Annotated in this window: 15 protein-coding genes; 11 read left to right on the plus strand and 4 right to left on the minus strand. The window is 60.9% G+C overall.

The genetic code is table 11. From position 1 onward, the window contains the following. Nucleotides 1-118: 118 nt before the first annotated feature. The 9 genes from fabI (at nt 119) to H7C18_RS18640 (ending at nt 8,317) form a co-directional block, all read left to right on the plus strand. Nucleotides 119-895 (plus strand): enoyl-ACP reductase FabI, encoded by a 777-nt coding sequence (fabI, locus tag H7C18_RS18600; RefSeq protein WP_337913732.1) that lies wholly within the window; start codon nt 119-121, stop codon nt 893-895. A 186-nt stretch (nt 896-1,081) separates the two neighbouring features. Then, the gene (locus H7C18_RS18605; RefSeq protein WP_185130598.1) at nt 1,082-2,473 is read left to right on the plus strand and encodes a DHA2 family efflux MFS transporter permease subunit; all 1,392 of its coding nucleotides are present in this window, start codon (nt 1,082-1,084) and stop codon (nt 2,471-2,473) included. A 189-nt stretch (nt 2,474-2,662) separates the two neighbouring features. Next, nucleotides 2,663-2,977, plus strand: coding sequence for a hypothetical protein (locus H7C18_RS35210; protein ID WP_238357796.1), 315 nt, complete (start codon nt 2,663-2,665; stop codon nt 2,975-2,977). 28 nt (nt 2,978-3,005) lie between these two features. Further along, complete coding sequence (locus H7C18_RS18615; protein ID WP_185130599.1) at nt 3,006-3,491, plus strand: nitroreductase family protein; 486 nt, start codon at nt 3,006-3,008, stop codon at nt 3,489-3,491. 55 nt (nt 3,492-3,546) lie between these two features. Next, entirely contained in the window at nt 3,547-4,959 is a 1,413-nt protein-coding gene (locus H7C18_RS18620; protein ID WP_337913735.1) for an MFS transporter, read from the plus strand. Nucleotides 4,960-4,982: 23 nt separating this feature from the next. Next, entirely contained in the window at nt 4,983-6,437 is a 1,455-nt protein-coding gene (cls, locus tag H7C18_RS18625) for a cardiolipin synthase (RefSeq protein WP_185130600.1), read from the plus strand. 41 nt (nt 6,438-6,478) lie between these two features. Then, complete coding sequence (locus H7C18_RS18630) at nt 6,479-7,351, plus strand: aminoglycoside 6-adenylyltransferase (RefSeq protein WP_185130601.1); 873 nt, start codon at nt 6,479-6,481, stop codon at nt 7,349-7,351. Nucleotides 7,352-7,371: 20 nt separating this feature from the next. Continuing rightward, nucleotides 7,372-7,782, plus strand: a complete 411-nt coding sequence (locus H7C18_RS18635; RefSeq protein ID WP_185130602.1) for a DUF488 domain-containing protein — start codon at nt 7,372-7,374, stop codon at nt 7,780-7,782. Continuing rightward, nucleotides 7,775-8,317, plus strand: a complete 543-nt coding sequence (locus H7C18_RS18640; RefSeq protein ID WP_185130603.1) for an NUDIX domain-containing protein — start codon at nt 7,775-7,777, stop codon at nt 8,315-8,317. Before H7C18_RS18635 ends, H7C18_RS18640 begins: the two co-directional genes overlap by 8 nt. A gap of 9 nt (nt 8,318-8,326) precedes the next feature. Here the strand turns inward: H7C18_RS18640 and H7C18_RS18645 are convergent, their stop codons facing one another. The 3 genes from H7C18_RS18645 to H7C18_RS18655 all read right to left on the minus strand — a co-directional run bounded on the left by H7C18_RS18645 (nt 8,327) and on the right by H7C18_RS18655 (nt 11,017). Further along, nucleotides 8,327-8,755 carry a hypothetical protein gene (locus tag H7C18_RS18645; protein WP_185130604.1) on the minus strand — a complete coding sequence of 143 codons (429 nt, stop codon included), beginning with the start codon at nt 8,753-8,755 and terminating at the stop codon, nt 8,327-8,329. A 97-nt stretch (nt 8,756-8,852) separates the two neighbouring features. Next, nucleotides 8,853-9,923, minus strand: coding sequence for a Gfo/Idh/MocA family protein (locus tag H7C18_RS18650; RefSeq protein WP_185130605.1), 1,071 nt, complete (start codon nt 9,921-9,923; stop codon nt 8,853-8,855). Then, on the minus strand, nt 9,920-11,017 hold the full coding sequence (locus tag H7C18_RS18655) for an FG-GAP repeat domain-containing protein (RefSeq protein WP_185130606.1): 1,098 nt from the start codon (nt 11,015-11,017) through the stop codon (nt 9,920-9,922). Before H7C18_RS18655 ends, H7C18_RS18650 begins: the two co-directional genes overlap by 4 nt. Nucleotides 11,018-11,171: 154 nt before the next feature. On the opposite strand from H7C18_RS18655, the gene H7C18_RS18660 reads away from it, so the two are divergent. Further along, complete coding sequence (locus H7C18_RS18660) at nt 11,172-11,990, plus strand: helix-turn-helix domain-containing protein (RefSeq protein ID WP_185130607.1); 819 nt, start codon at nt 11,172-11,174, stop codon at nt 11,988-11,990. A 77-nt stretch (nt 11,991-12,067) separates the two neighbouring features. Further along, on the plus strand, nt 12,068-12,442 hold the full coding sequence (locus H7C18_RS18665; RefSeq protein WP_185130608.1) for a YciI family protein: 375 nt from the start codon (nt 12,068-12,070) through the stop codon (nt 12,440-12,442). 69 nt (nt 12,443-12,511) lie between these two features. Here the strand turns inward: H7C18_RS18665 and H7C18_RS18670 are convergent, their stop codons facing one another. Next, a complete protein-coding gene (locus tag H7C18_RS18670) occupies nt 12,512-13,339 on the minus strand; it encodes a phytanoyl-CoA dioxygenase family protein (protein ID WP_185130609.1) in 828 nt (275 codons plus the stop codon). Nucleotides 13,340-13,348: the final 9 nt, after the last annotated feature.

Raw genomic sequence — 13,348 nt, forward strand, 5'->3', positions numbered from 1 at the left:
CATTATCACAGCACAACGACACGTTCCGTCGCGGCCGCTGGAACGTTCCTCCGCAAAGTAGTATAATATCGCCTGACTCGCGTACCGAGGCTAATTTATAGTAGGAGGAACATCCGTCGTGTCCAATTTGATGAGCAACAAGACCGTCGTGGTGATGGGCGTCGCCAACGAACGGAGCATCGCCTGGGGCATTGCCAAATCGTTGCATCGCCATGGAGCGAAGCTAATTTTTACATATCGCAAGGAAAGGTCTTATGAGAAACTGACGAAGCTTCTGGCGGACAGCGGCATCGAGCCGCGGCTGACCGTTTCGTGCGACGTCTCGGACGACCGGAGCGTCGAAGCCGCCTTCGCCCGGATCGGGTCCGAAGCCGGGGTCGTCCACGGCGTTGTCCATTCGCTCGCTTTCGCGGACAAAGAGGAGCTGCAAGGCGAATTCGTCAATACGTCGCGTTCGGGCTATATGCTCGCCCAGGACGCCAGCGCCTATTCGCTCGTGGCCGTCGCCCGCGAAGCCAAGAAAATCATGACCGAAGGGGGAGCCCTGGTCACCCAAAGCTACATCGGCGCGGAGCGCGTCGTCAAAAACTACAATGTGATGGGCGTGGCCAAGGCGGCATTGGAAGCCGGCGTGCGCTATCTGGCCGAGGATCTCGGCAAGTACGGCATCCGCGTCAACGCCGTCTCCGCCGGGCCGATCCGCACGTTGGCGGCCAAGGGAGTATCGGGCTTCAACGAGATTATGTCCCTCGCGGAATCCCGGGCGCCGCTCCGCAAGAACGTCGATCAGGACGAAGTCGGAGACGCGACGATGTTCCTGCTCAGCGATCTTTCCCGCGGCATTACGGGAGAAGTGCTTCACGTCGATTCGGGCTTTCACATTCTCGGGATGTAGGCGCATCGCCGGTCTCCGGCACGTTATTCCGCTCGATAACCGCTCCTATCCGGCTTGCCGGGGGGCGGTTTTTTGTCCGTAAAGCTTCGGTTTTTTTTGGGTTGACACGAGCGGAGGACGTCTCGATAATGGTAAAGCAAGCTTGTTGTTTCAAAAGTCCGGCAAGGAGAAAAGAGGCTTACAATCGTGCCAAAGCAATCGAAAGTCGGATGGGTCGTGGCGGGGCTGCTGATCGCGCTCTTCGTCGGAGCGCTGGATGTGACCGTCGTCAGCACGGCCATGCCGAATATCATCGCGGACTTAAGCGGAACGCATCTGATCAGTTGGGTGTTCACCATTTATACGCTGACGACCTGCGTGGCGACGCCGATCTTCGGGAAGCTGACCGATCTGTTCGGGCGGAAGCCGGTCTTTACGATAGGCGTGGTGCTGTTCGTCGGCGGCTCGATCCTGTGCGGCTTCTCCCAGTCGATGATCGCCTTGATCTGGTTCCGGGCGGTGCAGGGAATCGGCGCCGGCGCGCTGAACCCGGTCTGCTTCACGATCGTCGGAGATTTGTTCGCGGGCGAGAAACGCGGACGGATGATGGGCGTATTCGCCTCGGTGTGGTCGGTCGCGGGACTGCTCGGGCCGCTGGTCGGAGGCTATTTCGTCGACCAGGTATCGTGGAGATGGATTTTCTTCATCAACCTGCCGCTCGGCGTTCTGGCGCTTATTCTCGTTCTCGGTTTTATGAGGGAGACGTTCGAGAAGCAGAAGAAATCGATCGACTTTGCGGGTGCCGCCGTCTTCACCGTCGCGATCTCCGCGCTCATGTACGCGCTGCTGAGCGGGGGCGATAAATACGCATGGGATTCCGCCGTCATTATCGGTCTGTTCGTCGTATCGGCGTTATTTCTCTTCCTGTTCGTTTGGGTGGAGAGCCGGGTGAAGGAGCCGATGGTTCCGCTGTCGATATTCCGCAACCGGGTCATGAACGTCTCCAATCTGAGCGGCTTTCTGGCGTTCAGCATTACGGCCGGGGTGACTATCTACGCGCCGATCTGGATTCAAACCGTATTGGGGCACAATGCGACCAACTCCGGCCTCACGGTCATGCCGATGTCGCTCGCCTGGCCGCTCGCTTCGAATCTGGCCGGCAGGCTCATGTACAAAGTCGGCATGAAGGCGACCGTGGTGTGGGGCGCCGCGCTGGTCGCCGGAGGCGCCGTCTGGCTGTCCGCGCTCGAGCTGGGCTCACCCTACTGGTTCTGGGTGTGCATTCTGAGCATTCTCGGCTTCGGAATGGGCTTCATCTCCAATCCGACGACCGTCATGGTCCAGTCTTCGGTCGGCTGGGAAATGCGCGGCGTCGCGACGGCCGCCAATTCGCTGCTCCGCTCGCTTGGCCAAACCGTCGGCGTCGCCGTTTTCGGCACCATCTTCAATCATTTCGTCGGAACGGCCGGGGCGAAAGAACAAATGACGAGCGGCATGCACGCCATCTTCGTGCTCATGCTCGCCATCGCGGCAGTTCATCTTCTGACCGTGGCGTTCCTTCCTCCCCATCGCAAAGTCATGGCTCAACAAGTATCTTGAATAACGGGACCTCTTCACGATACGCGGCCGCTCTTCTCTAATCGGAAGGCGGCCGCTTTTGCGATCGGGCTTGTTCCCGCGGTTTCGACCCTGTTTCCTGTCACTTGACAAATGGGTAATGCACGTATACATTCATATCCAGATGGTGTATACGAATGTATACGAATCGAGGGAAGGAGCGAGGTCGACTTGCGCAACGGAGAGCGAGGCCCCGACGGCCCGGATCGAAGGCTCGACGGGCATAATAGCGGATGGCGCCGGCGAGAGGGCCAGAGCGCGCAGACGTTCCGCCGCGGCAGGGCGCTTGCTTTTCTGGAAAAGCTGCACGTCATGCGGAATACGCTGGCGGCCCAGCTGAACGAGCAGGAGTTCGAGGCGATCCGTCCGGTGATCTGCGGCGAGCTGAAGGCGGTCGACAGCGTGATTCAAGCGTTCGTACATACATTCGAGCTCGAAGAAGAGTCGCGGCGCCCAGATTCGGAACAGCCGGATTCGCGGCAGTAGGAATATTATGAATGAAAGAGGAATCGGCATGAATACGATCGAAGCGATAAAATCCCGCAGGAACATTAAGGAGTTCAAGAAGGAACCGCTGGATTTGAACAAAGTCAAGGAATGGCTGGAGGCAGCCAGCTACGCGCCGAATCATCGCATGACCGAGCCGTGGAAAATCAAGATCGTCGGACCGCAGACGAGGGCGGCGCTCCGGCACAAAACGGACTTCGGAGGCGCGCCGGTCGTCCTGCTGCTCACCTCCAAAGGATCGGATATCGAGATCGAACGGACGGAGAACGCGCTGGCCGTCGCTTGTTTCGCCCAAAACTTTATGCTGGCCGCCCGTTCGGAGGGAGCCGGCGTCTTCTGGTCGTCTCTCGCGGGATCGCCACAAAGCCGAGCCATTCTCGGCGTTCCGGAAGAGGATGACGTGATCGGCATTTTCGGAGTAGGCTATCCGGCCTCGCTGCCGCCGGCGAAGGAACGGATTCCGGTCGCCCGGAAGATCGAGGAGATGCCGTGATGAGAGGCATTTCGGAGACTCCGCGGCGCAACGGAAAGGGACAGGAGGCCGGAACGTGAGCGGGGAAGCGCAGCCCGCGAGGCTGCCGAGACCGGCGACCAATCGTTGGGTCATCCTGGCCAACGTGTCTCTCGGCACGTTCATGTCCACGCTGGACGGGAGCATCGCCAACGTGGCGCTGCCTACGATGTCGCAAGAGCTGTCGGCGCCGATTCATCTGATTCAATGGGTGCTGACGGCTTACCTGCTGACGATCTGCGCGACGCTGCCGATCATGGGCAAGCTCTCGGATCTGCTCGGCCGCACGCGAGTGTACTTGTTCGGCTTCCTGCTGTTCGCGTTCGGCTCGGCCTTGTGCGGGATGTCGCATACGCTCGGGTTCCTGATCTTCTCCCGGATCGTGCAAGCTTTGGGCGCCGCGTGCCTGATGTCCAACAGCCAGGCGATCGTCGCCGAGACGTTCGCCAAGGGAGACCGGGGACGCGCGCTCGGCATCATCGGAACCGTGGTGTCGCTCGGTTCGCTGACGGGACCGGGGATCGGCGGCATTCTGGTCGATCGGTTCGGCTGGCCCACGATCTTCTGGATCAACGTGCCGATCGGGGCGCTCGCGTTCCTGGCCGGTCTCGTCTTCCTGCCGAAGGATTCCGGGCGGAAGCGCGAGCCGTTCGACTATGCGGGCTCGGGCCTGTTTATCGTGGGCATGACCGCCTTCTTGTACATCCTGTCCAACGCCCAGGATTGGGGTTGGGCATCGGCCGCCGTGCTCGCCGGCGGAGCGGGATCCCTCGCCGTATTCGCGTGCTTCTACTTATGGGAACGGCGCGTCCGGTACCCGATGCTCGACTTCACCCTGTATCGGATTCCGGCCTTTGCGGTCGGCAATCTGACGGCGCTGCTCGTGTTCGCGGCGAACTTCTTCACGACGGTGATGCTCCCGTTCTACCTGCAGAACGTGCTGGGCCTGACTCCGGAGAGCACCGGTTATTTCATGATGGTCTATCCGATCACGATGGCCGTGGTTGCGCCGATGTCCGGGTTTCTGTCGGACAAGATGGGCTCGAAGCTGCTTACGACGCTGGGGCTGGCGGTCACGATCGGCGGCTTCCTCTGCTTGACGACCGTCTCCGCAAACGAGAATCGAATCGCGCTCGTCTCGTTCCTGGTGCTGTTCGGTCTCGGCAGCGGCTTGTTCCAGTCGCCGAACAACGCCAGCATTATGGGCGCCGTTCCGCTGCCCAAGCTCGGCTCCGCCGGCGGCCTCAACGCGCTCGCCCGGAATGTCGGCATGGTGCTCGGCACGTCCGTCTCCGTCTCGATCTACGCCACCGGGCTCCGGCATTACGGCGGCGGGGCGGCGACGCCCGATCCGCAGGCGATGATCAGCGCCCTGCATGTGGTATTCTGGGCGGGACTGGCCGTCTGCCTGCTGGCGCTGTCGGTGTCGCTGCGGCGCTTGAAGCTTTAACATTAGGGATGCGAGGTTAACCGATGTCCTTCTGGGCGATAACGCACAATGTGAATACGGTCGTCATGGCGATCAATATCGTCCTGGCGATCAGCGTCATCTTCATCGAGAGGCGGAACATCGCCGTCACGTGGGCTTGGCTGATGATTTTTCTGTTTCTGCCCATCGTCGGGTTCGTGCTTTATTTGATTTTCGGGCAAAATTTAAGCCGCCTGAAGCTGTATAAGGTGAGAAGAGACAGTGAAGAGCGTTTCCGGCAGCTGACCAAAAGGCAGCGGGAACAGTTCAAGCATCATCGCCTGGCTTACAACGATCCGGCTGTCGATGAATTCGAAGATTTGATTTACATGAACCTGTCCAGCGCGATGTCGTTGTACAGCCAAGATAACGACGTGAAGATCTACAAGGACGGTCCCGGGAAATTCGCGGCGTTGTTCGAGGATCTCGAACGCGCCCGCCATCATATCCATCTGATGTATTACATCGTCAATAACGACGAGATCGGCCGGAAGCTGCTCGAATGTCTGAAGCGCAAAGCGGAGCAGGGCGTCGAAGTCCGGTTCCTGTACGACCCGATCGGCAGCTATCGGCTTCCGTCCAGCTTCTTCGACAGCCTGATGCGGGCGGGCGGACAGGTCGCGGCTTTTTTTCCGTCGAAAATCCCTTACCTGAACTTCCGGGTCAATTACCGCAATCACCGCAAGCTGGCGATCGTGGACGGACAGGCCGGATATATCGGCGGGATCAACGTCGGAGACGAATACATGGGCAAGAACAAGAAGTTCGGCTACTGGCGGGACACGCACCTGCGCCTGACCGGCTCGGCCGTCCGGCAGATGCAGGCCCGGTTCCTGATGGATTGGGGGCTGGCCACCAAGCGTTATTTGACGGAGACGGCGCTTTATTTTCCCGTGCCGGAGGAGCCGGGCACGGTCGGGCTGCAGATCGTCGCCAGCGGGCCGGACCAGTCGATCGAGCAGATTCGCAACGCCTATATCAAGATGATTCACCGCGCCAAAGAAAGCGTCTGGATCCAGACGCCTTACTTCATTCCCGACGAAAGTCTGCTGAACGCGCTGCAGACGGCCGCGATGTCGGGCTTGGACGTTCGCATCATGATTCCCGCGATTCCCGATCATCAGATGGTGTTCTGGGCGACGCATTCGTACATCGGCGATCTGTTGCCGCTCGGCGTCCGCTGCTATCGGTACGGGAACGGCTTCCTGCACGCCAAGACGCTGATCATCGACGGCAAGGCCGCCACGGTCGGCACCGCCAACTTCGACATTCGCAGCTTCAAGCTCAACTTCGAGGTGAACGCGTTCATCTATGACCGTACGGTGGCGAACCGGCTTCGGAAGCTGTACCTGGAGGACATCGAACACAGCATCGAATGGACCCGCGAGGAATATTTGAAGCGGCCGCTCGCCCACAAATTCCGCGAGTCGGTCACTCGCCTGCTGTCTCCGATCTTATGATCCTGCCGGCCCGTCCGGTATCCATGGGAGGTTGAACGGCTATGAGAACGCAAGCCGAAATGATGGAACTTATCCTCGGATTCGCCCGAGGCGACGAGCGGGTTCGCGCGGCGGCGATGAACGGCTCCCGGACGAATCCGAACGCGCCGCGGGATCCGTTCCAGGATTACGATATCGTCTACTTGGTAAGCGAGGTCGATTCTTTCAAGCGCGATCCGCATTGGATCGACCGCTTCGGCGAACGGATCGTCATGCAGACTCCCGACGATTCGGCGCTGTTCCCTGCCGGGAACAGGAGCCGCTACGCCTATCTCATGCTGTTCGCCGACGGCAATCGCCTGGACTTGACGCTCGTTCCGCTTGCGGAGAAAGACGCTTATCTTCGCGAGGACAAGCTGACCGTCGTGCTGCTGGATAAGGACGGGGCGCTGCCGTCCCTTCCCGCTCCCTCCGATGAGGACTATTGGGTGAGGCCGCCTTCCGCCGCCGAATTCGCCTCCTGCTGCAACGAATTCTGGTGGGTTTATCCTTATGTGGCGAAGGGGCTGTGGCGCCGGGAGATCCTCTATGCGCTGGAGCATCTGAACGCCTATGTCCGACCGATGCTCATCCGGATGCTCGAATGGCGGGCGGGCATCGAGACCGGGTTCAGCCTCAGCACGGGAAAGTCGGGCAAGTACCTGCAGCGATATATGTCCGAGGAGCGATGGCGGCGGCTCTTGGCGACGTTCGCGGACGGAAACGCGGAGAACGTCTGGCGGGCGCTGCTGGCGATGGGCGACCTGTTCCGAGAGACGGCGACGGAAGTCGCGGAAAGCTTCGGGTATGTCTACCCGAGCGAAGACGACCGGCGCGTCACGGAATACGCCCGGCACGTTCGGGCGCTTCCGCCCGATGCAACCGAAGTCTACTGAACCGTTAGGGAGGCGTTGCGATGGGGGCTGCGTCGGAGAGTGCGAAGGACAGGCAAGGCGGCATCCGGGTGAAGCGGGTCTTTGAGCAAGCCGAAGACAGCGACGGGGCGCGGATTCTGGTGGATCGGTTGTGGCCGCGGGGTGTCGCGAAGGAGTCGGCCCGGCTCGCGATCTGGATGAAGGAAGTCGCGCCGAGCCCTTCCTTGCGCGCTTGGTTCGGACACGTCCCGGAGAGGTTCGCGGAGTTCAAGGAGAAATACGAGGCCGAATTGAGCGATCCGGCGGTTCAACCTGCATTGGAGCGGCTTTGCGAGCTGGCGCGTTCCGAAAAGAACGGACTCACGCTGCTTTACGCCGCCAGGGACCCGGATTGCAATCATGCCGTCGTTCTGCAGCAATATTTGGAGCGGATGAGGGGATCGCGTGATTAAGTACAATATATGTTTTATTCGGCGGGGAGACCGGATTTTGCTCTTGAACCGGGAGCTTCCAAGCTGGATGGGGTGTTGGAACGGCGTCGGCGGCAAGCTGGAGCCGGGCGAATCGCCGCGCGACTCCATGGCGCGCGAAATCGCCGAAGAGACCGGCATCACGGCTTGCAGGATTACGTATAAGGGACTTGTGACGTGGACAAGCGACGGCGGCCGCTTCGGCGGCATGTACTTGTACTTGGGCGAGCTTCCGGACACGTATGAGTACCCGACGCCGATCAAGACGCCGGAAGGCATCCTGGATTGGAAGAAGATCGATTGGATCCTCCACCCGGACAATGTCGGCGTCACTTCGAACCTTCCCGTTTTCCTGCGCGCCGTGCTGGAAGACCCTCGCTGTTACGATCATCATGTCGCCTATCGGGACGGCAGGCTGGCGGAGCACCGGTCCGTCGTCATCGTCCCGGACACGGAGACATTGGCCGGAACGGAGGCGTATCTCCGGCTGCGGGGCGAGGTGCCGACCGGCGGATAAAAGGGAGCGTCAGAGTCCCAGATGGTTCCGCTCCATAAACTTTCGGCTGTCGCCATGAAGAACGGCGACGGCCGATTTGCCGTGCTCCCAGAACAGCAGCGCTCTCGGATCGGTACCGGGTTCGAGAAACAAATAAACTTGCCGGACCCGGTCCTTGTAGAACGGGTGGGAGACCTGAAGCGGCGCCGGAAAAGCGATGCGAACGATCAGACCGCCGCGCGGATTGACGGACAGGCCGCCGTACATGGATGGGGCGGATCGGAGCAGGGCCAGAACGGAATGCTGCAGCGGGGGCTCGAGCGGCATGGCCTGCACGACTTTCTCCCGCTTGACGTCGAATACCGATACGGCGAGCGCTTCTTCCGCGGCCGCAGCCGGACGATGAAAAGCGAAAACGACGGCCGCCAGCAGGGCGGCCGCAATTTGAATGTGCTTCATACGTTCACCTCATCTGGCATTGTTTCCAGGAAGAGGGAGGACTATAACGAAGAGGCGGAGCACTGGGAATTCCGTTATTGGCGCAAGCGCCCCAAGGCTATTGCCCGTAGTGCCGGGACCGATAGTCCATGTAGGATTCCGCCAGAATCAAATCCTCCAGCGCTTCCTCCGCCGCGCACGGAGCCGCCCTTTCTCCGCGTACGGCGGCAAGAAAGTTGACGGCCTGCCGGCGCATCGCCGACTCGTTCGGCATGCTGGGAATGAAGGTGCCAGGCTCATGCACATGGGCATTGTCGCGCATGACGGTCACTTGGCCGGCGCGCTGACGCGCGAGCGGCGCCGGCAGGTCGACGCGCACGAAGCCCTGCTCGAACGAGACGAGGATGCACTCGTGCCATTCGCGAGAGGTCTGGTAAGGGGCCATCTCCAGCGTGACCGCGACCCCGCTTTCGCTTTCGCCGACCAGCAGATTTCCTTGCCGGTCCGCGAACGTAAGACGATAATTTTCGCCGAGAAAAAAACGGATCGCATTGACCTGATGAATATAATAGTTGACGAATTCTTCCAGAGCGCGCGTCTGTTCGTCCGAATAGGAGGAGGGGCCGGGCTCCCATGAGAGCGGCGGGTACGGTTCGTCCGTCGCGAGCGGCCGGTCGGCGCCGCTTACCCAGTCGCCGGGCGGCATCGTGACCCGGACGTAGCGAAGCTTGCCGAAGTCTCCGCTCGCCTTCCAAGCGTCGACCGTTCGCTTGGCGTACTCCATTGCCGGGTCGGAGCGTTTGTGATAGCCGACCATGTGCAGCACGCCTTTTTCCTTGCCGATCCGCACGAGCTCGCGGCCGGCATCGGCCGTCAGGCAGAGAGGTTTCTCCGTCAGCACCGGCACGCCCGCGCGCAGGATGTCCGGAATGAGATTGACGTGGTTGCGGAATTGCTGCGGGGCGACGATGGCGTCGACTTTCGCCCGCTCCAATAGCTGCTGATGGTTCGCATACACTTCCGGCACGCCGTACCGGCCGGCGACCAATCGCGCCATCCGCGGCCGGGGTTCGGCAATGGCGACCACCTCGCACTGGTCGGTCAGAACGGCATAGTTGGACAGATGCGCCATCTGACCCATGCCGCCGACGCCGACGAACCCGATTCGAAGCTTGCTTCCCGCGCTCATTCGTTCCCATCTCCCGTCCCCAAGTTTTCGAATACATACAGCCCGTCCTTGCCCGGAGCCACGATGTCCGGATAGCCGTTGCCGGTCAAATCCTGAACCCAGAAGTAAATGCCGGCGCCCGAAGCTTCGCCGGCGGGCCCGAAGTCGATCACGTTCTTCGAGAACTCGCCGCCGTCCGAGATCTTGTAATAGTAAAGCCCGATCGGATCGTGAGCGCCCGGATCGCCGTCGTTGTGCGCCCGATATCGCTTGCCCGTCACCAGTTCAGGCCGGCCGTCCAGGTCGAGATCGACGAGCCGCAAGTCGTGAAATTGCGAGGCGGACAGGTCGATGTCATGGCGGATCCAAGTCCGCTCGCCGTTTCCGTCGCGCCGCTGCTCGTACCAGCGGAGGCCGTAATCGTGCGCCTGGCCGACGATCAGATCCGTGAGCCCGTCCCCGTTCACGTCGTAACCGAGAATCGGAACGCTGGCCAAGCCCAGCGCAAATTCGCGGCGGAACGGCCAAGGGGTTTGGAACGGATCCTCCGGCTGCTCCAGCCAGCCGCCGGACAGCACGACGTCGATGCGGCCGTCGCCGTCGATGTCGGCGAAGCCCAAGCCGTGTCCGCTCGGCTCCGTTCCGATCACGACTTTGCGGAACTGCCCGGTTCCGCGCCCGGATTCGTCGCGAACGAGCTTGTAGAACGCCTGGGGAGCCCCCGGCGTGTTCGGGAAAATCTCCGGCACGCCGCAGCCGTCGATATCCAGAAAGCGGATCGTCTCGATGCTGCCGCAGCGGTCGATATCGATCGTCTCCCAATCGCCGCCGTCCGGCCCCGGATTGCGGCGCCAGCGCAGCGTCTCGCCCCACCACGCGCCGGTGATAATATCCGGCCGTCCGTCGCCGTCCACGTCCAGCGGGTAGTCCGAGAAGTCGTCGTGATAGCCGTCGATGGCGGCAACGTCGCCTATTCTGTGCTTTCGGACGTAATCCGGTCCTTCGTACCACCAGGCGCCGCTGACGATGTCCGGTACCCCGTCGCCGTTCACGTCGAATACGGCGCATGCCTCGTACTTATCGTCGGACAGCTTTCTTTTTTTGAAGCGAAGCAAGCGGAATCCTCTCCTTGCGAATTATTGGATATTGCGTTCGAACGGCGTTTTCTCCTACAATGTATCCGAGATCCAACGGGGAGACAATGAGCGATCTTGCGATCATGACTATTCGTTCTTGCGAAGAGAGGCGAAGAGGTTGGAGGACGGATCGATGTTCGTAAAGCCGGCCGCGATGGTCGGCGGAGGCGTATTCGAGCGAGAGCGTTCGGAGCCGTTCATGATGCCGCTGCACAAGCACGACCACATGAGCGAAATGTATTTCGTGGAGAAGGGAGAAGGGGAGTTCGGCATCGACGGCCGGACGTACCGGGCGGTTCCCGGAACGCTGATGTTCTATCAGCGCGGCGTATGGCACGAGGAGCTGTCGACGGTCCATCCGTTTACCGGAATGTACATCGGCTTCCGGGGGCTGGAGCTGCGCGGGCTGCCTCCGTGCCACTTCGTCGCGCCGGAACAGCCCCCGGTATTTCAATTGGGAGAGCAAGCGGCCTCGTTCGCTTCCCGTTTCCGCCGCTGTATCGCCGAGTTCGATTCGGGCGAGCCCGAAGCGCGAACGGTCGCGAGTCATCTGCTGGGAGCGCTGCTCGGGCGCCTCGCCCGGACGGTTCATTACCGCGATGCCGAAGGGCCGGCGGCCAAGCCCTCGCAAATGGCGGTCATGAACGCCAGACGGTATATCGAGGAGAATTACGCCGAGCAGATCACGCTCGCCAAGCTGTCCCGCGCCGCTTACGTGAACGAATACTACCTGGCGCACCTTTTCAAGCAAGAGCTGGGGGTCAGCCCGATTCAATTTTTGAAAATGTACCGGATCGAAGTGGCCAAGCGCCTGCTGTCCACGAGCGGCGTCTCGAACCGCGAAATCTCCGAGCAGGTCGGCTATCAAAGCGAAACGACGTTCCAGAACACGTTCAAAAAAATGACCGGCATGACGCCGGGCGAGTACCGCCGAAGCCGCCTTGAAAGATAATCGGGGAAATGTCGATTTTGCCGCATGCCGTTCGTCGATCTAAGGAAGAACCGATTCTAACCGAAGGGAGACACGCAATGCAGTTCCTGTGTTTGGGTTATTTGGAGGCGGAGAAGATGGATGCCCTCTCCAAAGAGGAGATCGGCGCCGTCATGCGCGAATGCGAGCCGCACCTCGAGGCGCTCTACCGGAGCGGGCAAGTGAGGATCGACGCCGGACTCGCCTCGGAAGCGAAAAGCTTGCGGCGGAAGAACGGGAAGGTGCGCGTGACGGACGGTCCTTTTACCGAAGCGAAGGAGATGATCGGCAGCGCTTTTCTGATCGAAGCGAGGGATATGGAGGAGGCGATCCGGATCGCCTCCCTGCACCCGACCGTGCAGGTGAGCGAGGGCGAGCGCTTCGGATGGGGCATCGAGATTCGCCCGATCCACTACTTCAAGGCGGGAGACTAGATCCGACCGGAACAAGACAGGAAGGGAGGGCAGCCGCCTAGCGGCCCCCTCCCTCCGAATCGCCGCGGGTTACGAGTAGACGCTCGCTCCCGAACCGCCGAGCCACAGGGCTTTGAGCGGCACCATGCTTTCTTCCGGCACGTAATACTTGAAGCAGTTGCTGCTGATGTCGCCGAGCAGCTGGCGGCGGATCGGGCTCGCCCCTTGCAGCAGGGCGTCCGAAGCGCGGTGGTAATCGATCGGGCGCATCCAGATCGGGCTGTAGCCCATAAACAGCTGCCGCCGCGTGAAGCTCGAACGGTTGGGCGCGCCGGCGTGCCACAGGTTTTGCGGGAAAAGAAAGACGTCGCCGGGCTTGCCGCAAATCTGCAGCTCGTCTTCGAGCGGGGAATCCACGTCGGTCTGCACCGGTTGGAATCCGGCCTTGCGATGGCTGCCCGGAATGATCTTCGTATTGCCGCGGTCCGGTTCGGACATATCGCTCAGAATGTAGCAAGCTTTCACGTAGTAAGCGGCCGTCAGCCCGCCGATCGTCGGGAATTCGGGATGGGGACCGTCCCGGTGCCAGTTGATGAAGCTCTGGGACGCCGTCTTTACGTTGGCCGGGTTCGGCTTGCGTACGGTCAGATGCGAGATGTGAAGCTGGATGTTGTAGCCCAGCAGATTCACCATCAGAGGCAGCAGCGAAGGTTCGTCGATCAGCTCGGCGATGGCCGGATGCCGCTCGACGCTGTGGTAGACATTGATCGCAAGCTCGTCGGGCTCTTGCGCGAGCACCTCGTCGATCGCCGCGTTCAGCCGCGCCGTCCGTTCCTCGGACAGAACGCCGCGCAGAATCAAATAACCGTCTTCCCGGAACCGGCGAACGAGCGCCGGAATATCAAGCGAAACCGTCATGATGGCGTA

Origin of the sequence: Cohnella zeiphila, assembly GCF_014212055.1 — a bacterium.
Classification (GTDB): domain Bacteria; phylum Bacillota; class Bacilli; order Paenibacillales; family Paenibacillaceae; genus Cohnella; species Cohnella zeiphila.